The sequence below is a fragment of the Lachnospira multipara ATCC 19207 genome (assembly GCF_000424105.1).
Taxonomy (GTDB): Bacteria; Bacillota; Clostridia; order Lachnospirales; family Lachnospiraceae; genus Lachnospira; species Lachnospira multipara.
The window spans coordinates 45,073-68,540 of record NZ_AUJG01000011.1 but is presented as its reverse complement, the minus strand read 5'-3'; the positions used below and the strand labels follow the sequence as shown (position 1 = coordinate 68,540).

Annotated in this window: 21 protein-coding genes; 3 read left to right on the top strand and 18 right to left on the bottom strand. The window is 34.6% G+C overall.

Translation table 11 applies throughout. From position 1 onward, the window contains the following. Window positions 1-3 precede the first annotated feature (3 nt). Both G600_RS0109215 and G600_RS15110 read left to right on the top strand, forming a co-directional pair. Window positions 4-339, top strand: coding sequence for a hypothetical protein (locus G600_RS0109215; RefSeq protein ID WP_027431680.1), 336 nt, complete (start codon window positions 4-6; stop codon window positions 337-339). Further along, on the top strand, window positions 336-659 hold the full coding sequence (locus tag G600_RS15110) for a hypothetical protein (RefSeq protein WP_051195458.1): 324 nt from the start codon (window positions 336-338) through the stop codon (window positions 657-659). Before G600_RS0109215 ends, G600_RS15110 begins: the two co-directional genes overlap by 4 nt. A gap of 209 nt (window positions 660-868) precedes the next feature. Here G600_RS15110 and G600_RS0109205 read toward each other — a convergent pair whose 3' ends face one another. The 15 genes from G600_RS0109205 to G600_RS14245 all read right to left on the bottom strand — a co-directional run bounded on the left by G600_RS0109205 (window position 869) and on the right by G600_RS14245 (window position 17,881). After that, window positions 869-2,626, bottom strand: coding sequence for an ABC transporter ATP-binding protein (locus G600_RS0109205; RefSeq protein WP_027431679.1), 1,758 nt, complete (start codon window positions 2,624-2,626; stop codon window positions 869-871). Between the two features lie 154 nt (window positions 2,627-2,780). After that, complete coding sequence (locus G600_RS0109200; protein ID WP_027431678.1) at window positions 2,781-4,064, bottom strand: O-acetylhomoserine aminocarboxypropyltransferase/cysteine synthase family protein; 1,284 nt, start codon at window positions 4,062-4,064, stop codon at window positions 2,781-2,783. Between the two features lie 139 nt (window positions 4,065-4,203). Continuing rightward, the gene (locus G600_RS14260) at window positions 4,204-6,579 is read right to left on the bottom strand and encodes a rhamnogalacturonan lyase family protein (RefSeq protein WP_051195457.1); all 2,376 of its coding nucleotides are present in this window, start codon (window positions 6,577-6,579) and stop codon (window positions 4,204-4,206) included. A 182-nt stretch (window positions 6,580-6,761) separates the two neighbouring features. Beyond that, the gene (locus G600_RS0109190; protein WP_027431677.1) at window positions 6,762-7,373 is read right to left on the bottom strand and encodes an HAD family hydrolase; all 612 of its coding nucleotides are present in this window, start codon (window positions 7,371-7,373) and stop codon (window positions 6,762-6,764) included. Between the two features lie 260 nt (window positions 7,374-7,633). After that, window positions 7,634-8,413, bottom strand: a complete 780-nt coding sequence (locus G600_RS0109185) for a CAP domain-containing protein (protein ID WP_027431676.1) — start codon at window positions 8,411-8,413, stop codon at window positions 7,634-7,636. Between the two features lie 343 nt (window positions 8,414-8,756). Continuing rightward, window positions 8,757-9,518 carry a hypothetical protein gene (locus G600_RS0109180; RefSeq protein ID WP_027431675.1) on the bottom strand — a complete coding sequence of 254 codons (762 nt, stop codon included), beginning with the start codon at window positions 9,516-9,518 and terminating at the stop codon, window positions 8,757-8,759. Between the two features lie 209 nt (window positions 9,519-9,727). Continuing rightward, the gene (locus G600_RS14255) at window positions 9,728-10,966 is read right to left on the bottom strand and encodes a threonine/serine exporter family protein (protein WP_034246099.1); all 1,239 of its coding nucleotides are present in this window, start codon (window positions 10,964-10,966) and stop codon (window positions 9,728-9,730) included. A 27-nt stretch (window positions 10,967-10,993) separates the two neighbouring features. After that, window positions 10,994-11,641, bottom strand: coding sequence for a helix-turn-helix domain-containing protein (locus G600_RS0109170; RefSeq protein WP_027431674.1), 648 nt, complete (start codon window positions 11,639-11,641; stop codon window positions 10,994-10,996). Beyond that, the gene (locus G600_RS0109165; RefSeq protein WP_034246097.1) at window positions 11,607-12,299 is read right to left on the bottom strand and encodes a DUF3990 domain-containing protein; all 693 of its coding nucleotides are present in this window, start codon (window positions 12,297-12,299) and stop codon (window positions 11,607-11,609) included. The genes G600_RS0109170 and G600_RS0109165 overlap by 35 nt, the downstream gene beginning before the upstream one ends. 163 nt (window positions 12,300-12,462) lie before the next feature. Then, a complete protein-coding gene (gene sufU / locus G600_RS0109160) occupies window positions 12,463-12,891 on the bottom strand; it encodes a Fe-S cluster assembly sulfur transfer protein SufU (protein ID WP_027431672.1) in 429 nt (142 codons plus the stop codon). Continuing rightward, the gene (locus G600_RS0109155; protein ID WP_051195456.1) at window positions 12,881-14,122 is read right to left on the bottom strand and encodes an aminotransferase class V-fold PLP-dependent enzyme; all 1,242 of its coding nucleotides are present in this window, start codon (window positions 14,120-14,122) and stop codon (window positions 12,881-12,883) included. Before G600_RS0109155 ends, sufU begins: the two co-directional genes overlap by 11 nt. Before the next feature lie 30 nt (window positions 14,123-14,152). After that, window positions 14,153-15,232 carry a SufB/SufD family protein gene (locus G600_RS14250; protein WP_051195455.1) on the bottom strand — a complete coding sequence of 360 codons (1,080 nt, stop codon included), beginning with the start codon at window positions 15,230-15,232 and terminating at the stop codon, window positions 14,153-14,155. 11 nt (window positions 15,233-15,243) lie between these two features. Continuing rightward, window positions 15,244-16,653 (bottom strand): Fe-S cluster assembly protein SufB, encoded by a 1,410-nt coding sequence (gene sufB, locus G600_RS0109145; protein WP_027431670.1) that lies wholly within the window; start codon window positions 16,651-16,653, stop codon window positions 15,244-15,246. A 29-nt stretch (window positions 16,654-16,682) separates the two neighbouring features. Next, window positions 16,683-17,429 (bottom strand): Fe-S cluster assembly ATPase SufC, encoded by a 747-nt coding sequence (sufC, locus tag G600_RS0109140; protein WP_027431669.1) that lies wholly within the window; start codon window positions 17,427-17,429, stop codon window positions 16,683-16,685. A gap of 23 nt (window positions 17,430-17,452) precedes the next feature. Beyond that, window positions 17,453-17,881, bottom strand: coding sequence for a winged helix-turn-helix transcriptional regulator (locus G600_RS14245; RefSeq protein ID WP_081669460.1), 429 nt, complete (start codon window positions 17,879-17,881; stop codon window positions 17,453-17,455). 311 nt (window positions 17,882-18,192) lie between these two features. On the opposite strand from G600_RS14245, the gene G600_RS0109130 reads away from it, so the two are divergent. Beyond that, window positions 18,193-19,542: an MATE family efflux transporter gene (locus G600_RS0109130; RefSeq protein ID WP_027431668.1), complete on the top strand. Its 1,350-nt coding sequence runs from the start codon at window positions 18,193-18,195 to the stop codon at window positions 19,540-19,542. Between the two features lie 118 nt (window positions 19,543-19,660). Here the strand turns inward: G600_RS0109130 and G600_RS0109125 are convergent, their stop codons facing one another. Genes G600_RS0109125 through G600_RS0109115 form a run of 3 tightly spaced genes read right to left on the bottom strand, consistent with a single transcriptional unit; the run spans window position 19,661 to window position 23,056 of the window. Beyond that, the gene (locus G600_RS0109125; RefSeq protein ID WP_027431667.1) at window positions 19,661-21,784 is read right to left on the bottom strand and encodes an ABC transporter permease; all 2,124 of its coding nucleotides are present in this window, start codon (window positions 21,782-21,784) and stop codon (window positions 19,661-19,663) included. Next, window positions 21,777-22,679 carry an ATP-binding cassette domain-containing protein gene (locus G600_RS0109120; protein WP_027431666.1) on the bottom strand — a complete coding sequence of 301 codons (903 nt, stop codon included), beginning with the start codon at window positions 22,677-22,679 and terminating at the stop codon, window positions 21,777-21,779. The genes G600_RS0109125 and G600_RS0109120 overlap by 8 nt, the downstream gene beginning before the upstream one ends. Beyond that, window positions 22,676-23,056 (bottom strand): GntR family transcriptional regulator, encoded by a 381-nt coding sequence (locus G600_RS0109115; protein ID WP_242826375.1) that lies wholly within the window; start codon window positions 23,054-23,056, stop codon window positions 22,676-22,678. The genes G600_RS0109120 and G600_RS0109115 overlap by 4 nt, the downstream gene beginning before the upstream one ends. Window positions 23,057-23,468 lie beyond the last annotated feature (412 nt).

Genomic DNA, 23,468 nt, shown 5'->3' with positions numbered 1-23,468 from the left:
AATATGGGTACAACAAAATGCGGTCGATATATACGGACAAATGGTGCTAACAATTATGCAAATGATTATGCTGTTATTCATTCAAATGAGGGTACATACAGAAAAGCATTTGGTAAAAATCCAAGACTTAGATTACAAAGCGGCGGTCATGGTGAAACTGGGATAAAAGAACTTGAAAAATATGGGATAAAATATAATATAATAAAAACATATTCTAATGGTATAGTATGGGGTGTTTACAAAGGAGTCAGAGTTGGTGTAATGAAAAACGACAAAAAAATATCAACCATATTCCCTGATTCAAATCAAACAAGTATTTTAAGGAGGAAAAATAAATGAATATAACAAAACTAAAAGAAACAATAGAGAGAAGAAACAAATTAGATATTAATGATGATTATGCTCTTGAAGAATGCTGGAATATTTTCACTAACATTCTTACTAACAACATTGATGAAACTATAGATTTTCTAAAGACTTGTACTGAGGACGAATTCTATGGTGTGGCTGAGGTATTCCCAGAAATCATTTCTAAAACTCAAAGTCATGAAATCTACAATACAATGATTGCTAGAAACGAATCACTAGAAAACCAAGAATATAAAGAAAGTAATCAAACAGATTTAAAATTTGCAAAGGAAGCCTTCATAAATCAGTAATAATAAAAAAATATCTTTTACCAAATTAAATTATATTCGTTCCTTTTTAAAGAACGCAGTGACACAACGTGCCACTGTGTTCTTATTAATCAATAATACAATTTTTAATTTGTCAAGACTCGCTCGCGAGTCTTGCGCGCCGGATTCGGGTCTGCTTCAGCAGACAAATTCCTGTCCGAATCCGTGCGCATCCTCGCGGAGCGTTTAACTCAGTCGGAGCTTGTACCTCCGACTGAGTTAAATTGCATATCATAAAGCCCACGATAAATACCATTTTTCTCCATAAGCTCCTTATGGCTGCCCTCTTCTTCAATACCATTATCTGTTAAAACTAATATCTTCTGAGCATTTCTAATAGTTGAGAGTCTATGTGCAATTACAATAGTTGTTCTGTTAGTTGCCAAACTTTCAAGGCTATCTTGAACCACCTTCTCTGACTCATTATCAAGGGCTGATGTTGCCTCATCAAAAATAAGAATTGCAGGGTTCTTTAAGAAAACTCTAGCAATTGATAATCTCTGCTTTTGTCCACCGGATAGCTTAACACCACGTTGTCCGATGTCTGTTTCATAACCATCTGGCATAGACATAATAAAGTCATGAGCGTTGGCATTCTTAGCGGCTGCAATGACCTCCTCTCTTGTGGCATCTGGGCGGCCATAGAGAATATTTTCATAAATCGTACCTGAAAAGAGATAAACATCCTGCTGGACAATGCCAATATTACTTCTAAGGCTCTTTAGCGTTACATCTCTTACATCTTCGCCATCAATCTTAATAGATCCAGAAGTTACATCATAAAATCTAGGAATAAGTGAGCAGAGGGTTGTTTTACCTGCACCAGAAGAACCTACTAGAGCATAATAAGCACCTGCTGGCACCGTTAAATCCACCTTTGATAAAACCTCTTCTGTGGCATCTTCATATTTAAATGAAACATCCTTAAACTCTATCTCGCCTTTTTTAACTACAAGCGGCTTAGCCCCCTTCTTATCAGTAATATCAGGGACAATATCCATGATTTCTCTGAATCTTTCAAAACCTGTATAACCATTTTGGAACTGCTCTGTAAAATTAATAAGTGTATTAATAGGCTCTGTAAGAACACTAATATAAAGCATGAACGTCACTAAATCAGTGGCAGTTACGCTATTATTAGCAATAAGGAAAACTCCGGTTACAATTACAAGAACCTGTACAATTGTTGTAAAAGTACCAACTCCTGCTTGGAAAACTCCCATATAGAAATAACTATTTTTCTTAGCATTAAGGAAATTTAGGTTTCCAACCTTAAACTTCCTATTCTCAATTTCTTCATTGGCAAAAGATTTAACCACTCTAATTCCTGATAGATTATCTTCAATCTGACCGTTTATTTCGGCAATCTTTGCACGGTTATTCTTAAAGGCCCCTCTCATCTTCTTATTTAATACATATGAAAATGCAAACATAAAGGGAAGGACTACAATTGAGACAATAGCTAGCTTATAATTGATAGATACTAAAATTACAATAGCACCTACAATCTTAATTACAGATAGAATAATATTTTCTGGACCATGGTGCATTAATTCAGTAATATCAAATAAGTCATTAGTGATTCTAGACATTAAAGCACCTACCTTTTGATTATCATAAAAGCTAAAAGAAAGCTTTTGCAAATGATCAAAAATCTCTGCTCTCATATCATATTCAATTCTTGTTCCCATGACATGGCCGATGTTTGAAATATAAAATTTACAGCCAAAATCTACTATAATCATAAAGATAAGCCCTAGAGCAATCCATTTTCCTTTAGATATAATAAAGTCAGGACTTTCATAAATTAGACTTGAAGTTACATAGCGCACAATAAGTGGAATTATTAAAACGATTGCTGCTGATAAAGCAGCAAAGAATAAATCTAACCAAAAGACCACTTTATATTTGCTATAGTAGCTAATCATTGTTTTTAGATTCTTTTTCATAACTTTTCCTTTTCATTTAAACACTTTTTATACAAAAAACCTACCCCAAAAATTGAGGTAGGATTTCTCATTTGTTATTAGATTATAATGCACAATTTAATTTTGCACAAGTTTATATAAACAGAGTTTATTTTTTATTTATTTCTAAAAACAATTAGATCTGATCAAGTGCCTGAGCTAAGTCTGCAATTAAGTCCTTCTTATCTTCAAGACCACATGACATTCTAACTAAACCTGCTGGAATACCTGCAGCCTTAAGCTGTTCATCTGTCATCTGACGATGTGTTGATGTAGCTGGGTTTAAACAGCATGTTCTAGCATCTGCTACATGAGTTTCAATAGCTGCAAGCTTTAAGTTCTTCATAAACTTCTGTGCTGCATCTCTGCCGCCTGCAAGTTCGAAAGAAACTACGCCACAACCACCGTTTGGAAGATACTTCTGTGCTAAATCATAATACTTATCTGACTTAAGACCTGAGTAATTTACCTTAGTTACCTTAGGATGAGCCTCTAAGAATTCAGCAACTGCCTGTCCATTTTCAACATGTCTTGGCATTCTTACATGAAGTGATTCAAGACCAAGGTTTAAAATAAAAGCATTCTGAGGAGACTGAATTGAACCGAAATCTCTCATAAGCTGTGCTGTAGCCTTAGTAATAAATGCACCTTCCTTGCCAAACTTCTCAGCATAAGTAATTCCATGGTAAGAATCATCTGGTGTGCAAAGTCCTGGGAACTTATCTGCATGAGCCATCCAATCAAACTTACCTGAATCAACGATACAACCACCTACAGCTGCTCCATGTCCATCCATATACTTAGTTGTAGAATGTGTTACAATATCTGCTCCCCACTCGATTGGTCTGCAATTAATAGGTGTAGGGAATGTATTATCTACAATAAGTGGTACACCGTGCTCATGAGCTACCTTTGCAAATTTTTCTATATCAAGCACTGTAAGGGCTGGATTAGCAATTGTTTCACCAAATACAGCTCTTGTATTATCCTTAAAAGCTGCATTTAACTCTTCTTCAGTTGCTGTTGGTTCTACAAATGTTACATCAATACCCATCTTCTTCATTGTAACTGCGATTAAATTAAATGTACCACCATAAATTGATGATGATGCTACAATATGACTTCCACATTCGCAAATATTAAATAAAGCAAAGAAGTTTGCAGCCTGACCTGAAGATGTAAGCATTGCTGCACTACCACCTTCAAGAGCTGCAATCTTAGCTGCTACATGATCATTAGTTGGATTCTGTAATCTTGTATAAAAATAGCCTTCAGCCTCTAAGTCAAAGAGCTTACCCATATCCTCACTTGTATCATACTTAAATGTTGTTGATTGTATAATTGGAATTTGTCTTGGTTCTCCGTTAGCTGGTGTATAACCTGCTTGAACACAATTTGTATTAATACTATAATTTTCCATTTTAGCCTCCCGTCAATAACTTTACCTTTATATGGCCTAAACTTGGTTCTAGGTTAGACCTATACAAGATATATTATCGCAGATTAGAAATCATAGCAATCAAAAAATTATAAACCTGTACAACATCTTTTTAAAGTCATTAGTTAGAAACTTCAATTAAACGCCAATCCTGACAATTATAGCCATTCATCGAATACTCCTGTACATTTGCACCAGAAGCAGTTGAACCATTAACAATTTCAATAACTGACTTGTCTGCAGAAGCTTTTGTATAAATCTTATAACTTCCGTCTGAATTTTTTGAGAATTTAAATAGCTGAGCATCACTGCCGGTATCTGTATAAATCTGGATATTAGTACCATTTGCAGCATTATTATAAGCCACATCAAGTAGGTACGTATTTCCATCACCTAAACAGCTGTAAATATAGTAATAGCCGTTTCCGCCATACTTCACTCTCCATGTGTTATAATTTCCAGCGCCATAAGCACCCCACTGGTCAACATTTGCACCAGCTGCAGCAGTTCCGTTTTGAACTTCTAAATAAAGACCAGAGTTTACATTTTGAATCATATAAGTCTTTGACTGGTCTATTGCTGAAGCTGATACAGAAGAAGAACTTGAACTACTTGAGCCTGCCTTAGCTCTTACAGTTACATTTGGCCAAGTAGGAAGACTTGCATCAGAGCCTAAGTAGAAGCTTGTATGCGCAGGCTGATTATAACCAACATTTTGTCCAGCTACCTGATTTCTATACTGTGGATCCTGCATTAAAGTTGTAATTCTATAATCTGTATCATATGGTGTTTCGTAAATTCTAATTGCACTACCATCTGCTGTCTGCCAAATAACTTCTTCTCTCCAGTCGCCAAATATATCTGCACAAAGACAAGGAGTTGCCTTAGTTGAGTTATTAGAAGCTATTTCACTACTTGAAAATAAAGTACTAATCTTAGAGCTACTAATATATTTAGTAATCTTAGTACCATCTAGTAATTCATCTTCCAAATCTCCATCCCAGTAACAAAGGAAATTAACTGAAGGACGATTTGTTGCAATACTTGTTCCAGATGAATTATAAACATTGGATGAGGCTGTTGAGAAAAATTCTGCTCCATAATTACCTGCATATATATTACCTGCTAGAGCTCTTCCTGTATCTGCGCTGGCATCATAGTGAAAAATCTTCTTGCCTGTATTGGCATCAAGTAAAGATACACCATATGGTTTTTCCTCATGACAAGTCCAAACTTCAAGTCCTGCTCTATTTGGAAGGAAATCTCCTACATGAAGGGCATCGCCATGACCAAGTTTTGTGCACCACTTAATACTTCCATCATCATCAAGACAAAGTCCTCCAAAGATAAGTTCCTGTTTGCCATCACCATCTACATCTGCCGGCATGCAGTTATGATTACCATTACCTGCTGCATATGAATTTGCAGAATCATTTGTATCAAATGTCCAACGCACCTTTAATTTCTTATTAACTACATCATAGGCTGTTGCTGTCATTCTTGTGTAATAGCCTCTACAAGTTACTGCAGTAGGATGATCTGAGTCAATATACATAACTGCACCAAGAAATCTATCTACTCTATTACCATAAGAATCACCCCAGCTCTTTACTGTTCCTCTAGCTGGTGTGTAATTTACAGTATCTAAAACAGCACCTGTCTGACCATCAAATAGTGAGTAATATTCAGGTCCTGATAAAATATAGCCATTTGAATTTCTATAATCCACGCTGGCATTTCCAATTACATTGCCCTTGCCATCCTTTGTGCCATCGGCTGTCTTACAAGTCATTTCTGCCTTGCCATCCCCATCAAAATCAGCTACTAAAAACTGAGTATAATGAGCGCCGGCTCTAATATTTTTACCTAAATCAACTCTCCAAAGTCTTGTGCCATCTAGCTTATAGCAATCGATGTAGACATTGTCTGTCTTTCCTGACTGAGAGTTATCCTTTGAATTAGATGGATCCCATTTTAAAAATATTTCATAAGTTCCATCTCCATCAACATCCCCAACAGATGCGTCATTTGGAGTATAGCCAGAGCCTGGCTTATCAAGCTTTAACTCTAAGTAGGACTTATCTGATTTTACCACTGATGAATCAGTGGATTTTTTTACGTTATTTACATAAGTATCTACTCTGTAGTTTGAGTTAACATTTCCATTCTTATCAATATAGCAGGTTGCATCCCCTGCGTTACTTGTATATATGAGAGAATTGTCTCTATACAATTTAAATACTGTGTTTGAAGAGTCACTTGCTAGCATACGCCAGCTTACAATCATACCTGAACCTGTGTTGAATGCCGTTACACCCCTGTTTAAGTATTCAACCGTTACTGCGCTGCTTGTGGCAGCCTCTGTTTTTGTAGTATTTGCTACTGTTCCAAGCAATCCGCCAAAAAGCATGCTTGTCACTGTTAAACTAGCCATAAATAAAGATGCTAGCTTTTTGGTCCCCCTAGACCTAGGCTTAAGTCTCATAAATTTTGCCATAATACCTCCTAAGTATCTAAACATTAATTACGTTAGTCAATTTGCAGACCCCCTTTGACCAACATCTTTATAATATTCAATTATTAAAATTTCTTCAATAGTCCCTTAAACCTATAAAAAAGGCATTATACCTATATTTCTAGGTATAATGCCTATAAAGTCACACTTTTGTTTTAGATTTTTTAGCAAGCAATTAACTCTTCTAGTAAATCCACTAGCTGTTCCTTAGATTCAATAACCACGCTATCCATGCCAGCCTTAATAGAGCCCTCAACATTTTCCTTTCTATCATCAAGGAAAAGACATGTGCTTGGATCTAATTCGTATTTATTAAAAAGCGCCTGATAAATAGCTAAATCCGGCTTTAATTCATGCACCATATAAGAAACCATCTTGCCATCTACATAGTTCCAAAAGCTAGCGTCCTTTGCATGAGAATCAAGAAGGTCCTTTGAATAGTTTGATAAAATGTAAATGCCATAGCCCTTAGACTTTAACTGTCTTACAAGCTCCCATACATCTTCTCTTTTAACTCTCATAAGATGAGCATTAGTAAAGAACCAGTCTAAAATATCAGCATCCTTAGGATATTTCTTCTTATAAGTATCAACAATCTCCTCATAAGTCATAACCCCTCTATCAAACTCAAGCCATAACTTATCTGTAAAAATTCTTGGTCCAAACTCTTCTACTCTTTCCTTATCAAGACCGTAATCATCTGTTAGCATCTCCTGCCATCTATAACCCATTAATACATTACCTATATCAAATACGATATTCTTATACTTCTTCATCTTCTTCCTCCCTTTGCAAATGTATTAATATTTTCCACGAAAACAAAAATAGTGTCAAGTAAAAGACGTGTCAGGGTGGGGTTTCTGCCATGCGGATAAACTTCGTCCGCACCCAGGCTTGCCACTCGTGACACGTCTTCATTATTCAATGAAACCCTTTAATTAGCTTTCATAAAGCTCTAAACAGGCCATTTAGACCTTGGGGAACCGTAGGGCTTCACTATGAACTTAATATCGGGTCATATTAAATTGTCAAAAAATTAATTCATAAATATAGCCACCCAATAGTAATTACCTTCACTATCCTGGGCTACTCCAACACCCACTCTGGTGTATTTAGAGGAAACTAAAACATTATAATGAGATGGAGATCCTATCCATCCATCAACAATTCCACTAGGACTTGTTTGGTATCTTCCCATCACTTCACCAAACGATCCTGCTAAACCATAATATGATGCAATCGTTGATGCTTTACTGCCATTCGGCCTCATGTGATGTCCTGTTGTGGAATCCACAACAAAGAAGTTATTAACAGCATTCTCATAGGCTCTATGACAAGCTGCTAAGGTAATAGTCTGATCTAAGCTTACAGCCCCAAGTCCTTGGCTCGCTCTAAGATCATTAATTAAACTATAAACTTCATTGATATATGAACTATAAGTTGATGCATTCACCTTAGCTTGTGCAGCATACGCAGCGTCTCCTGAAAGCACCTCACTTGTCGTCTCTTCTGTAAGGGCCTCTGTTGGCTGTGTAGTTGCCTCTTCTGTCACAGCAGCTACTGTTGCTGTTTCTTCTACATAGCTCTCAGTTTCAAGCTCCTGAGTTGTAATTTCTTCAGTAACCTCTTCTACAGTTGTTTCTGTATAGCTTTCCGTTTCAATCACATCCTCTACATTAGCTGCTAAATCCTGATTAGCATTTGATTGAAAAAAATTAGGATTTACACTGGCAAAAACAGCAATTCCTCCAGCAATTACAACAATCGAGCTTGCTAATGCAATTGAAAGTTTCCTTCCAAACTTCTTCTTTAACATCTCTTTACTCTCCCATCCCTATTATATTAAATTTTAGCCCGTCTTTAATGTAAGTTTATATTACACCTACTCTATGAGAATGTCAATTAAAATTTAGTACTCTAGTACTAGTCACATTTTGAAATTAGTACCTTCGTAATGAGGAAGAAATCCTTTATTTATGCCTGTTTAAGCCTAATTTTTCGTGTTAATAAACTTCGAATATATAAAGCATCGTGTTAAAAATAGTACCTGCTATAGTCAAATTTCACAATAACTTTTTAGGGGTAAAAAAGGAACGACAAAATAGCAAAACCTGATGTCGTTCCCTTATAATTATATTCATTTTTATATTCATTTATATCTAATTACTTTTTCTAAAATCATGCATGTAGGCCACAAATAAAATATAGATTAAAAGCAATGAAAATAATCCGCAGGAAATTGATCCATACATAAGATAATTCATTGATACAATCATTACACTAGATGCTACAAGCATAATCATTCTTGTTAGATTCACTAATTCAAAGAAGGCTAAAAAGGACTTCTTCTTACTATAGTGAGGTTCCATCATAGGGGCAAGTAATGCCCAGGCAACCGTTGCAATCTCAAGGCCAAACACGTTGTTTATTTCCCTATTTATCACATATCCCCATGTCATTACAAGGATAAATGTAGCAATAAAATAAATAGTCTTTAAAACTCTTGCCCTCTTAATATTCCTAACAGCTTCTTTTAACTCAACACATGCGCCATACAAGTTAATATTTCTTATTTCTTCCTTAGTTAGACAGGAATTAAGATTAATTACACCTGTCTCATCTGACTTTAACTTATATAATGCCGCTTTGATTTTACGTTCTGAAACTTCTTCAAGGCCAATAATCACATTGGCAAATCTGTTAAAAAAGGCGATCTTCTTATCTGAGCAAGAATCTAAAATCTCGTCTAAGTGATCAATCATTAATTCACTTAAACCAGATTCATCTGAAAGATTTAGCAAAATATCGTCGAGGTTGTCATCAGATGTATCTGCACCTATTTCTTTGACCTTTCGCTTAAAGTAGTTTACTACTTCCAATATACGGCTGTTATAATCCAGTAATTCTTCCGCTGAATTCATAATACCCCCATTCTATTGGATGTAAGCCACCTCCCCATGCTACCCCAATTAGTTTTATTTAATTCCCACGATTGTTGTACATTTATTATACAACAAATTTCCCCAAAAAACTTGTATATAATAAAAACAACACCTTCTAAACTTTGACTCAAATCAAGATTTAGAAGGTGTTAACGATTTTATCAGAATGCAAAATCAACATATTGTGTCTAACGATCTCTTTTTAAAATAAATCTTTTTGTGAGACCTTTTTCATCCAATCTCTTAGTAATAACATCTGCTATGGCAGTGACAATTATTACACCTGCGGCAATTCCAAAAGATATAAGAATTGTTCTTAGACCAAATGCGGAAAAACCTGACCAGTCTCCAGATACAGCCTTTCTTAGAGTTCTATATAATAGACCTCCTGGCACCATTGGTACGATTCCAGGTACTAAAAATACTGTAACTGGACATTTATAAACTCTTGCCAAAAATTCTGCCACAATTGTAATTACAGCGGAAGCAATTATATATGAAAGAAATTCCATCACTCCAAAGTTTTGTAAAATAATGGCCACCGCCCAAGCAAAGGCTCCTCCTATAGTACCAGCTAAAATATGCTTATAATCAAGATTAAACCAAATGGTAATGCCAAAAGTTCCACCAAGGGCAGAAATAATTGTAACCCACATATTTACATCACTTCTAACCTCTGAACTTGTAGTACATAGTGCAAATCCAAAAGCAATACCAAGACATAGAATAATAGATTCTACACTTCTTAAAAGACCTGTAATTGTCTCCCCGGAAAACATATCTCTGATAGAGTTTGTAAATGCGAGTCCAGGTACAAAGGGCATGATATTTCCCATACTTATAGCCGCTGCATTTAGTGGTACACCTATTGATATTGGTATATCGGCTGCCAAACCACCGGCAAAGCTACATATAAGAATTGCATAGTAATTATTTAGACTTAAACTTAAAAGATAACTATATACCACTCTTAATATTGCACCTAAAATGCCTGAATATATGGCTTCTACTATATTTCCACCAAAGAAAATACAAAAAAAGCCAGACACTAAAGCCCAGGACATAGCTAGCTTTAAAAGAGATACATCTGCCTTCTCATTTATTTTATCTAGTCTTTCTCGAAAATCCTCTAAACTTACATAACTACTGCAAACACATCTTGATAGATTATTTAACTGGGACAATTTATGCATATTATAATCTTGTCCTGGCACTCTTCTAGTCTGAGTAACCACTCTATCATCATCTGTTTGAACTGTAACAATTAAGCACGAAGTAATTCCAAGAATATCTACCTTCTTAGCTCCGTAAGCATAACAAATACGACTAACAGTTGATTCGACTCTACTTACCTCTCCACCTGCCACATACAAGCTTTCTCCTAAATCAAGTGCACACTTTACAATCTGTTCCCATATATATGCCATAACCAAAACCTCTTATAAGCTTACGCATTATCTTTCTAATATATCTTCAACATCACAAGCAAGAGCCTTAGCTAAATTTAAAATAGTAGCCACACTTGCTTTATTTATATCATTTTGACGTTGTTCATAAAGCTGAATCATTCTATAAGTAACCTCAGATTCATTAGATAATTGCCTTTGGGACATCCCTCTTGCCTTTCTAATTTTGGCAAGATTTGTTGTTTTATCTTTTCTCTTTTTATTGATTATCTTCTCTGCTTCTTTTACGAATTCTTCTACATCTTCGTCATGGAGTCCGTCGTACAAGGACAATATCCTCTCTATTGTAAGCCCTCGATTGTAAATGTCAACAAATCTTAGAGAAGTTTTCCATTGAAAATAAGCAAGAGCCCAACCACACCAATATTCTGCTTCATCAAAATTCTTATTTCTTGGCTTAATTGCTTGTATATCCTTTCCTTGCTTTAATAAAACACTATCTACTAATTCAACTCCAGACATCCCCGTTACGTATTTAGGATTTCCAATTTCAAACTGACTAGCAACCCCTGTCTCAATAAAGCTAATTAAGAACTCGTCTCCATCCATTCCTAAATCATATATAACGTAATCAAACATATCCCCTAAATTACACATAGCATCATCCAAGTATGTATCGTTGTAGGCATGCATCATTGGATTTCCACCTCTTTTCCACTATGTCATTAATATAAAGCTTAACCTCCTGCTCCTCACTATTAATAGACTTAGTAAACTCCTGTCTAAACTTCATATCCCTTGCAATCTTTTTAGGATAATAAATCTCCTTACTTGCAAAGCTAGCCTTACTAAATTCTAATAAATCATAGGCTTTCTTAGTTCTAAGTAAATACTGAATTCCATTTTTACCCAAATTCATAGACTTATAAAAATTATCAAGGGAAATATCATTATTAAGAAAAGCATTAGTGATGGCAAAGTAAGAATCATCCGCTCTATAACCCCTTACTATGTCACATTTCCAATAATCTACATAGAAGTTATCTAAAATGTACTTTCTAGCGCTAATTGCATCCTCGCCGTTAATCCTAAACTGCCTGTTTTCAAGAACGATTGCCATCCAATTAAAAATGTTATACTCACCGGAATTTAAATCAAGAAAATTAATGCCCTCACCCTTAAGATTAATATCAAACTCACTAACAAAGCCATTAGTCTTATTTTGGCAGGCCCATTCTTTTGTAACTTCAAGCTCCTGCGAACAATAAAAGCCCTGACCAAAATCATTAAAAATAAAGCCTTCTCCCCATATAGGCTTCTTTATAATTCGTTCGGCACCATGGTATAGTTTCATAAAACACCCTCTTATTAAATTTTAATCACGAAAAAACCATCGCTAAAACGATGTATATACTCTAAATATATTATATCGTCTAAACGATGGTTTGTAAACCAATTATATAATTTTTATTCTGCGTAAAAAGGATTGCTAACTCTGCGCTAAAGTAGGCGATTACTTACTCTACGTCAAACAATTCCTCTAATGTATGCCAAGAAAGAACCGCACACTTTACTCTAGCTGGCATATGGGAAATATCCTGTAATACGCCTGCCTCTTCAAGGCTTTCTATTTCCTCAGGGCTTGCCTCGCCCTTAATCATTTTTAAGAAAATGTTAGCATAGTTTAAGGCTTCCTCTTTGGTCTTACCTAACACTAAATCAATCATCATATCTGCGCTAGCCTGAGAAATAGCACAACCATCTCCTACAAAGCCTGCATCAACGATTTTGTCTCCTGAAAGCTTTAATTTTAGGGTAATCTCATCTCCACAGGAAGGATTAACTCCCCTAAGCTCAAAATCTGGATTCTCAATTTCATGCTTATGATAGGGATTTACATTGTGTTCTGTTAATATTTCATTATAAAAACTTCTATTATTCTCCATAACCTAATTTACCTCTAATCTGTGATAGGGCATCAATAAATCTATCGATATCCTTTTCATTATTATAAAATCCAAGACTTGCTCTTGTTGTTGAATTTAAGCCTAAATACTTAGTAAGTGGCTGAGCGCAATGATGTCCTGCTCTTACCATTACATCTAGAGAATTCATGATTTCTGATACATCATGTGGATGGCAGCCATCAATTGTAAATGTTAAAATGCCATGATGATCGGCTGGATTTTGTGAACCCACTATGTTTACATGAGGAATAGCTTTCATTTTCTCAAAGGCATAAGCTGTCAATTGATTCTCTCTTTCCTCAATATAGTCAAATCCAACCTTATTAATGTAATCAATAGCTGCATGTAAACCTACTGCACCACTGGCATTAACAGTTCCTGCTTCAAACTTATGTGGAAGTTCTGCATATGTAGCGCCCTCAAGTGTTACATATTCAATCATCTCACCACCATAAAGGAATGGTGGCATTTTCTCTAATAACTCTTCTTTTCCATAAAGAACACCAATTCCCATTGGGGCTAACATTTTATGTCCTGAAAATGCTAAGAAATCAACATCAAGTTCCTTAACATCTACCTTCATATGAGGTACAGACTGAGCTCCATCACAGACAAAGATTGCTCCGTTTTCATGGGCTAACTTTGCCAAAGCCTTAATATCATTTTTTATACCAAGTACATTAGAAACCTGAGTAATAGCAACTAATTTAGTGTTTTTACTAATGGCTTTTGATAACACATCAACTGTTATTGCACCATTTTCATCAATATCAAGATATTTAATCTTAGCGCCTGTAGCCTTAGCTACTTCCTGCCAAGGAAGCATGTTAGAGTGATGTTCCATAATAGAAACAAGGATTTCATCTCCCTCTTTTAAGAAGGCCTTGCCATAGGAATTAGCTATTAAATTCAAACTCTCTGTAGCATTTCTTGTAAAAACAATTTCGGAAATCTTTCCGGCATTGATAAATTTTCTTACTGCTTCTCTAGCATCCTCATAGGCATCTGTAGCCTTAACAGATAGATCATATAATCCACGTAGAGGATTTGCATTTGACTCTTCATAATAATTTGTAACTGCCTCAATTACCTGTCTTGGTTTCTGTGATGTTGCTGAATTATCAAGATAGGAAGCACTATCATTAATAATAGGAAAATCTTTTCTTAAATCTGCACCAATATTTCTTAATTCTTCTAATGTATAGCTCATACTCTAACACTCCTCCCTTTAACTAGTTAATTACTTTATAAAAGATAGCCACTTTGTTTTTATTTCTTCATCTGAAATCTTTGCAACAACTGAATCTAATCTAGCCTTTGCAAGCATTTCATAAATATCTTCTTCTTTTATACCTCTAGACTTTAGATAGAATAATTCCTCTTCATCTAACTGACCAATGGTTGCACCATGATCTCCCTCCACGTCTTCCTCATCACAAAGAATAAGTGGAATTGTCTGATTAATAACTCCATCATCTAGAAGTAAAACATCTTCTAGTTCCTGACCTTTAGATGCCACACAACCCTTTATAAAATCAATGGTTCCTCTAAAAATCTTAAAAGCTTCATCTCTTAAAATACCCTTAACATTAAGAGTACTATCAGTTTTTCTTCCTGTCTGGAAAGCTACAAAATTCATATCAAGTCTGTCCTTATTATCAACTAAGTAGCCCACCTCTGCATGAAACTCTGAAGCATCTCCTACAAGATTTGCTCTTGAACCTAAGTAAGTTTTTGCAGTCTTTAATATTACTTCCTGTAAATTCACTACTGAATTTGCAGCCTGCATAGTTCCTATGTCATTAACAAAAGTTACTCCTGCCCCAAGTCTTTGAAGCTGGATAAATTCTAGGCTTGCACCTTCTTCTAAAACAAATTTTGTCTGAACTGCAAGAAATGCATTTGCATTCTCTTCGCTTTCAAATTCTTCAATTACCTTAGCTTTACAGCCCTTCTTAACAGTTATTTCAAAGGCTGAGGCCCAATTTGCTCCATCCACTAACTTAAAGGACAATACTAAAGTATCTCCAGAATTTTCATTTATTTCATACTGATTAAGACTTATATTATTAGTGCTAAGAAGATTGTCCATATCAGGGCCAACACCAGTTACATTGACGCCATTCTTAGCAGCAATTCTCATTGCATTATTGTCTCTTGCATCTATATTGAGGCCTTTTATCTGGCCAAGTTCACAATTTATGTTATTGGCTCTAGTCACAGTAAAGATAGCGTTTGATAGCTTATCTGCTACTTCTATTTCACTACCATTCATTTTAAGATGATTCCAGGTTTCAGCTGGCAAATGATTTATATACATGTGTCCCCTCCTTATCCTATAGTACCTTTCATCTCTAAGCGGATGAGGTTGTTCATTTCTATGGCATATTCTAGTGGTAACTCTTTTGAAACATTATCTGCGAAGCCGCTTACGATTAAGGCTCTTGCATCTTCTTCAGATAAACCACGTGACATAAGATAAAATACTGTTTCATCACTGATGCTACCAATCTTAGCTTCATGTCCTACATCCGCATCCTTTGTTCTAATGTCCATTGCTGGAATTGTATCTGAACGGGATTCGCTATCAAGCATTAAAGACGCACAGCTAATTGATGACTTTGAATTCTTTGCCTTAGGATTAATATTTACAGAGCTTCTAAATGTATTGCCACCGCCTGACTTTGATATTGATCTTGTATTAACATAACTTGTGGTATTAGGACCATTGTGAATTACCTTACAACCTGTATCTAGGTCCTGTCCTGCGCCAGAAAATGTTACGCCTGTAAATTCAGAACGAGCACCATCTCCCTGAAGAACAGAAGTTGGATAAAGGTAAGATACATGAGAACCAAATGAACCAGATATCCACTGAATTGTTCCGCCATCTTCAACTAAAGCTCTCTTAGTATTTAAGTTATACATATTCTTTGACCAGTTCTCAATTGTAGAATAACGAAGCTTTGCATTTTTACCAACAAAAAGTTCAACACAACCTGCATGTAAATTAGCCACGTTATACTTTGGAGCTGAACAACCTTCTATAAAGTGAAGGTCGGCACCTTCATCTACAATAATTAAAGTATGCTCAAACTGACCTGCTCCTGGAGCATTTAGTCTAAAGTAAGACTGAAGTGGGATTTCTACCTTAACCCCCTTAGGAACATAAACAAAGGAACCGCCTGACCAAACCGCTCCGTGAAGAGCTGCAAACTTGTGGTCTGTTGGAGGTACGAGCTTCATAAAATGCTCTCTAATCATATCTCCATACTCTCCATGTATTGCCGACTCTAGGTCTGTATAGATAACACCTGCCTCGGCAACTTCCTTTTTTATATTATGGTAAACAAGCTCTGAATCATACTGGGCACCAACCCCTGCAAGAGATTCTCTTTCTGCTTGTGGTATTCCTAATTTTTCAAATGTATCTTTAATCTCTGTTGGAACGTCCTTCCAATCCGCCGTCATTTTATTATCTTTAGGGCGAACGTAAGTAACTATGTTATCCATATTAAGGCCATCAATTGCTGGACCCCACTGTGGAAAAGGTGTCTCATTAAAAATCTTAAGAGACTTAAGTCTTAAATCTAACATCCAATCTGTATCATTCTTCTCTTTAGAAATCTGACGAACTATTTCTTCTGATAGGCCGCCTTCTAATCTAAATGCATCTTTATCTTCATTTCTAAAATCATAAAGGCTTCTATCTATATCTTCAACATATGTCTTTTCCTTCATTGCTTCCTACCTTTCTAGTTATTCAAGGCTTACTTTGTTATATACTTTTCAAAACCTTCTCTGTTAATTTCATCCACTAATGTAGCATCTCCTGATTTAACAATCTTTCCATCCACTAGGATATGTGTGTAATCCACATCAAGAGATTCAAGAATTCTTGTACTATGAGTGATAATAATTAAAGCTCCGCCTACCTTCTCTTTATAAGCCTTAATACCTTCAGATACAGTCTTTACAGCATCTACATCAAGGCCTGAATCTGTTTCATCAAGAATTGCTAGATTTGGCTTTAGCATAAGAAGCTGTAAAATCTCAGCCTTCTTTTTCTCACCACCAGAAAATCCTACATTTAAATCTCTATTAGCATAAGAAGGGTCCATAGATAATAACTTCATTGAATTTTCCAAGTCTTTTCTAAAATCCCATAATCTAATTCTTCCACCATTTCTATTCTGGTAAGCATTTCTAATAAAGTTTGAAAGTGTAATACCAGGAACCTCAATTGGATTCTGGAAAGATAAAAACATACCTTTTTTTGCAATCTCATCTGTTCCTGCTTCTGTAATATCCTCACCATTAAAGAAAATCTGACCTGAAATTTTCTCATACTTTGGATTACCCATTAAAACATTTCCAAGAGTTGACTTACCAGCTCCGTTAGGTCCCATAATTACATGAGTTTCACCTTCATTTATAGTTAGGTTTAAGCCATGTAAAATCTCATTATCTTCAACTCTAGCCTTTACATCTTTTACTTCTAATATCTTGTTAGCCATTATACTTCCTCCTTAATTGGCATTTATTTATTTGCTTTAATACCCGCATTTACAAGGCAACCTGTTCTGTCAGCCTTAACAGCTTCTTCAAGTCTTTTCTGTGCTGCTGCTAAATTGCCTTTAGCTTCTATCTTAAATTGTTCCATAGACCACTTTCTAATGATGTCTAGAATCGGAATAGTTGATTCACCCTTTGGTGTTAATGAATACTCAACTCTTGGCGGAATCTCTCCATATTGCTTTCTCTCAACAATATTCTCTTGCATTAATTCCTTCAAAGTAGATGCAAGCATTCCATCTGTAATTTCTGGCATATCTTCTCTTAATTGGTTATAACGAAGGGTTCCCTTATCATTTAAAACACATATTACTCTAGCCTTCCACTTTCCTCCGAAAACCTGTAATCCGTATTCTATTGGACAATAAATACTATTCTTCTTATCTTCTTTCATACGCACCTCGTTAATCCTCATAAACTCTTTATTTATCTTCTCTACAATAATAAATCGAGCACAATCTTTACTGTAGTTTATTGGATTATAACACTACACTATTAAGATTGCAAGCTACTATTAAAAATAATAGTAATGGAATTTTACTAGCTTTCTTAATATTTTATTTTTCCAAAAAAATCTGTATAATTGTTTATGACATTTTTTCTAGGAAATATCAGATTTACAAATTTGATTATTTTATATATTTTTTCAGAAAGGAGAAAGATAAGCATTTTCTAAAAAATAAAAGAAACTGTTTATTAAGAAGAATGACTAAAGACTTAACTAAGGGTAAAATTATGCCTCAGCTAATTAATTTTACTATCCCCCTAATTATTGGTAACATTTTCCAATTGACCTATAATGCCATGGATAGCATTATTGTTGGTCGTTTTGTAGGACCAGAAGCCCTTGTGGCAGTGGGTACTGCAAACCCTATCACTACACTTATGATCAATCTCCTAAACGGACTTTGCATGGGTGCTGGTATCCTAATGGGCGTTCAGTTTGGTGCTAAGGATTATAAAACTTTAAAAAGACAGATAAGTACCACAATGCTTGCAGGTCTCATTTTTTCAATTTTTATTAGCTTAGTGTGTATTATAAATGCGCCTCTAATTCTAAGATTGTTACAGATTCATAAGTCTGCCCTAACTATGGGTATTAGCTATATGCGAATCGTTTTCCTAGGTCTAATTTTTACTTATGGCTATAACTTCCTATCAAGTACTCTAAGGGCTTTGGGCGATAGCACGACTCCGCTCTACTTCCTAATTGCTAGTGCTATTATTAACATCCTTGGAGATTTGATTTTTGTTATTATCTTTAAAATGGGTAGCAACGGATGTGCTATTGCTACGGTTTTAAGCGAATTTCTTAGCGTAGTTTTCTGTCTTATTTACATAAAAAGGAAAGTTCCTATTCTAAACCTTGGACTTTCCTGGTTTGTCTTTGATAAGACACTACTTGCTAAGACAGTTAGTTACGGATGGGCTTCTGCTATGCAGCAGGCCACAGTTCAGATGGGTAAGATTGTAATTCAGGCTATTGCCAATTCTATGGGTATTGCAGTTTCTGCTGCCTTTACTATTGTTAATAGAATCGATGATTTTGCCTATACTCCTGAGCAAAATATTGGTCATGCCATGACAAGTTTTATGGCGCAAAATAGAGGAGCTAAAAACTTCAAGCGAGTAAAATCCGGCTTCCTTGATGGTATGAAATTAGAACTTTTCTATGGAGTATTTATCTTACTTGTATGTTACTTCCTAGCAAATCCACTTATGATGCTATTTACAAAAGATACTTTTGTTATAAAAGAAGGTGTTTCATACCTTCACGTAATTGCCTTTTGTTATTTACTTCCTGCCATGACTAATGGAGTTCAAGGATTCTTTAGAGGTATGGGCGATTTAAAGGTTACACTAATTAGTAGTTTTGTAAATATGTTTGTTAGAGTAATTGCAGCGAGTATCCTGGTATTTATAGTAAAAGCAGGAATTGTTTCTTTCCCTTATGGCTACTTAGTTGGATGGATTGGCATGTTACTAGCTGAAACTCCACTACTTATTAAAAACTTAAGAAATTGGGACAAATTAGAGAGTCTGGCAAAATACTAGCTATTTCTCTGACTGAGTTAAATAGAACACCCCATTACAGCCCTAGGATTTGGACTATAATGGGGTGCCTTTTTATGCGGGTTATAAGATTTAGCAAATATTGTGCGAAAAAATCGCTCTAGTCTATTCGTACATAGAAATAATATTCTTCATCGCAATAGTAATACTCATATTCAGAATCATAAACCATATGAGTTATATTAAGCCCAATAAATTCATCATCTGAATCTACATTAGTAATTTCATTTCCATTTCGCAAAGCGTCAATGATAGCCTTTAGGAATTCGCCATCATTTTCCTCTAAATCATCTAGATATAAAACCTCTGATTCCATATCTTCATTTGCTGGAAATTTATAATCAGTAAAATAAATGTCATAATAACTACTTGTATCAGATATATAATATTCATCATAAAGACTGTTAGTATCTGAGTTTAATACATAAGTTTCTAAAATGTCTGCAAGTCCGGTTCTAATTTCTTCCTGCTCATATAAGTCTTCGTTGCAGTAATTCATAACTAAAGCTAGTGCCTTTGGAGTATATTCCTGAGTAATAGGAATTATAACCTTATACTTCTTACCATTTTTTGAAAAATAAGCTCGAATGTTAGTACTTGAGCCCTTTACTCTTGCCATATATACATCTTTAAAATCTAATTCGTTTAGTTCTTCCACTGCAATCTGATATACATTTTTAATCTCAGAACTTGTAAGTTTATCAATTACCGCATCGTATTCAAAACTTGCCTCATTCACATCTGGATATTTATCAAAAGCCTTCTGATAATCCTCGTAATCTGATAGCTTAGAAGCAATCTTCTCAATATCAGAATTACTTAACCATACAATTCTCTTATTCTTAATAATTGAGCTATTAAACTGTACTTCAACTGCTGTATATCCGTCATCTGTAATATTAAAATCTCTTATATCAGACTTTATAGCTTTCTTTTTAGTTCTCTTATAGGCATCAATTAAAGTATCAATAACTTCTTCATCTGTTATCTTATACTTTCCCGTAATTACGCCTGTGTATTCTGTGGCTTCACATCTATAATTGTTGCCTATAATGGAAATGCTAACATTTTTCACATTATCAGTTGTTGGTGTGTAATTATTGATATTCTTTACAGTCATGTTAATGCATAAAGAAATTCCAACTGTAACCACAATACCTACAATTAAACTTGGAATCGCCTTAATGATGCTTGCCACTCTCTTTGAAGCAATAAATTCATAAATTCCAAGAATCACAATAGTAACAAGGAAGGTGGCAACAATTTCCCAAAAGCTCTCAATACTACGATCTTCATTAATAAATCTCGCAATACTATAAACATTTAAGGCAACTACTATAGCTGTTCTAATTATAAATCTTAAGACTCTACTAATAGCGCCCTTTCCAGCGTATTCACTCTTTCTTTTATTAAATGCATAAGCACCAAGAAGTAAATAAACAAAACTTAGTATAATACTATAAATATATGTTCCAGGATTAGAAATAATATCCGAGAAACTTTCTAAGTGGTTAATTCCTACAAATCTAAACACAAAAGCAACATCAAAATTATAAATGTTATTAAATAGACCTGGAACCTCGTCAACTCTAAGTATTGTTTGAGTATTAATAAAACTAAAAACTATAGTAGAAATAAATCTTGGTAAAAAAACTATTATGCTAGCTGTTAATACGTTACTAATTATATTTCCTGTTAAAGCGCAAGCTAATGCAAAAGCACAAAGTGCTTGAAAGCCATATATAAACAAGGACAAATGCATCAAAAGCATTCCACTATAATCTACTATTAAATAATCCTTATATAACAAAAAACTAATAAGCTGAATTATCATATTAAGTAATAATATTAAAAACAGCCATGCCACTACTGCCATAAATCGACTTAAGTAAAGTGCAAGTCTAGTATATGGTAGTGAATGATAAAAGTCTGATGAGACTCTTTGATTTAGGAAATGCCACACTATAAGACTAAAAGCGATAACCAATAGTGGGATTATTACTATTAAAAATCCATTCTCGTCAAGGCCTGTAACAATAGCCTTTGAATATTCATACTCTGCATGTATCTGTCCTAAACTATATTTCATTCTTTCTTGAACAAGATCAAAAACAATAGTGAAAGATATAAATAATACACCTATTATTCCAATTATTCCCACAGATTTCAACTGACTAAAAGTCTGTTTAAATAGATTAAAACTAAAAATGCGTTTATTATTCATATGTCGCCTCCAAAAAATCGTATCCAAGTTTTTCCATCTCATATATGAATATTTCTTCTAAAGTTAAAGGTAATACATCAAGTAAAACTGGATTTAAGCCTTTTAACCTATTTACTACGATTTCCTTTTCACCATTAATAATAATATTGGCAACTGAACCTCTTTGCGAATAACTTACTATATCAAAGTCACTGAATTTATCTCTATTAAATTCTTCCCTAAAGGCAATCTGAACCTTAAATTTATGCGTCTTTAATTCAATAATATCACTATCAACCACTAAGCTGCCTTTATGTAATAAAACCAAATGATCACATATATCTTCAAGTTCCCTAAGCGAATGAGAAGTAATAATTACAGTTGCTTTTTTATCTGCAACTATTTCACATATTTTCTTCTTAACAAACTTTCTAACTACTGGATCAAGACCATCAAAAGTCTCATCAAATAATAAATAATTTGCACCTGTAGAAAGGGCAAGGACAATAGCTGCCTGTCTTCTCATACCCTTAGAATAATGTCCTAAATTTTTATTAATATCCAATTTAAAATCTATTATTAACTCATTAAATAAGTCTTTATCAAAATTATCATATACAGAAGCATAGAACTTAGCCATTCGCTTTAAATCTGCACCAGGGAAAAAGTATAATTCATCTCCCACAAGTACAACATCTTTCTTTACTTCAGGATTATTATAAATAGCCTGACCATCGTAAAGTACTTCCCCTTCGTCTACTTCATATATACCTGCTAAAATTCTTAATAATGTAGATTTACCTGCCCCATTAGAACCAACCATTCCATATATACTTGAATCACTAATACTACTGCCAATTTTATCTAAAGCCTGAAAATGATCAAATTTCTTAGATACAGATTTTAATTCAATCATCCATACACCTCCTCGATTATCTTCATAATCTCTTGCTTAGTTACTCCTGCCAACTTCATCTCACCAATTAAATCTTTAAGATCTGCCGCCTGCTCCCTCTTGTCGTTTCCTATGATGTCCATTGCATTCTCAGATATAAAAGAACCCTTTCCAGGTACCGAAGCTATCAAGCCCTTTCTATCAAGTTCGGCATAAGCTTTTTGGATTGTATTCGGATTGATGCTTAATTCCCCAGACAAACTTCTTACAGAAGGCATCTTGTCCCCAGATTTCATTACTCCTGTAAGTACCATTGTCTCTACTTGCTCAATTAATTGTTCATATACTGGTGTACGAGACATTGCATCAATAATAAACATTCTCTGCCTACCTTTCATATACTTACCTTTCATATATGTCTTTAGTTTATCTTCATGTTACAAAATCCAATACTTTACTAGTTAATGTTACATATTATTCTTTATTGTTTCTTGGTGTTTTTAAAAATGTGAATATATAAAATGAAAATTATCTTCTAAAATTTACTACAGTCTCTGGCAAATTATAATTCTTTTGTTAAAAATCAGCACCCTAATAGTTATTCTTGTATTGGGATAAAGGTTAGATAACATATATATTGTAGCATCCGTTATGGTAAATGCCTTATCGGGTGCCGATTTTTAATTCTAGCGCTTACGCGCTCTTTAGTGTATCAACATCTTATCATGTGTCTTAACTGTACTAACCGTCTTAGTACAGTTATATTATTACTCTTAATTCTTTTTTTGTCAATGATTAATTTATTCTTTT

Bases quoted from the DNA above. Each gene is read 5' to 3' on its own strand.
- G600_RS15110 (WP_051195458.1), top strand. From the start codon at position 336: ATGAATATAACAAAACTAAAAGAAACAATAGAGAGAAGAAACAAATTA.
- G600_RS0109185 (WP_027431676.1), bottom strand. From the start codon at position 8,413: ATGTTAAAGAAGAAGTTTGGAAGGAAACTTTCAATTGCATTAGCAAGC.
- G600_RS14255 (WP_034246099.1), bottom strand. From the start codon at position 10,966: ATGGCATATATATGGGAACAGATTGTAAAGTGTGCACTTGATTTAGGA.
- G600_RS0109120 (WP_027431666.1), bottom strand. From the start codon at position 22,679: ATGATTGAATTAAAATCTGTATCTAAGAAATTTGATCATTTTCAGGCT.
- G600_RS0109125 (WP_027431667.1), bottom strand. From the start codon at position 21,784: ATGAATAATAAACGCATTTTTAGTTTTAATCTATTTAAACAGACTTTT.
- sufU (WP_027431672.1), bottom strand. From the start codon at position 12,891: ATGGAGAATAATAGAAGTTTTTATAATGAAATATTAACAGAACACAAT.
- G600_RS0109130 (WP_027431668.1), top strand. From the start codon at position 18,193: ATGACTAAAGACTTAACTAAGGGTAAAATTATGCCTCAGCTAATTAAT.
- G600_RS0109170 (WP_027431674.1), bottom strand. From the start codon at position 11,641: ATGATGCATGCCTACAACGATACATACTTGGATGATGCTATGTGTAAT.
- G600_RS0109155 (WP_051195456.1), bottom strand. From the start codon at position 14,122: ATGAGCTATACATTAGAAGAATTAAGAAATATTGGTGCAGATTTAAGA.
- G600_RS0109180 (WP_027431675.1), bottom strand. From the start codon at position 9,518: ATGAATTCAGCGGAAGAATTACTGGATTATAACAGCCGTATATTGGAA.
- G600_RS0109200 (WP_027431678.1), bottom strand. From the start codon at position 4,064: ATGGAAAATTATAGTATTAATACAAATTGTGTTCAAGCAGGTTATACA.
- G600_RS0109215 (WP_027431680.1), top strand. From the start codon at position 4: ATGGGTACAACAAAATGCGGTCGATATATACGGACAAATGGTGCTAAC.
- G600_RS0109205 (WP_027431679.1), bottom strand. From the start codon at position 2,626: ATGAAAAAGAATCTAAAAACAATGATTAGCTACTATAGCAAATATAAA.
- sufB (WP_027431670.1), bottom strand. From the start codon at position 16,653: ATGAAGGAAAAGACATATGTTGAAGATATAGATAGAAGCCTTTATGAT.
- G600_RS14260 (WP_051195457.1), bottom strand. From the start codon at position 6,579: ATGGCAAAATTTATGAGACTTAAGCCTAGGTCTAGGGGGACCAAAAAG.
- G600_RS0109165 (WP_034246097.1), bottom strand. From the start codon at position 12,299: ATGAAACTATACCATGGTGCCGAACGAATTATAAAGAAGCCTATATGG.
- sufC (WP_027431669.1), bottom strand. From the start codon at position 17,429: ATGGCTAACAAGATATTAGAAGTAAAAGATGTAAAGGCTAGAGTTGAA.
- G600_RS14245 (WP_081669460.1), bottom strand. From the start codon at position 17,881: ATGAAAGAAGATAAGAAGAATAGTATTTATTGTCCAATAGAATACGGA.
- G600_RS14250 (WP_051195455.1), bottom strand. From the start codon at position 15,232: ATGTATATAAATCATTTGCCAGCTGAAACCTGGAATCATCTTAAAATG.
- G600_RS0109190 (WP_027431677.1), bottom strand. From the start codon at position 7,373: ATGAAGAAGTATAAGAATATCGTATTTGATATAGGTAATGTATTAATG.
- G600_RS0109115 (WP_242826375.1), bottom strand. From the start codon at position 23,056: ATGAAAGGTAGGCAGAGAATGTTTATTATTGATGCAATGTCTCGTACA.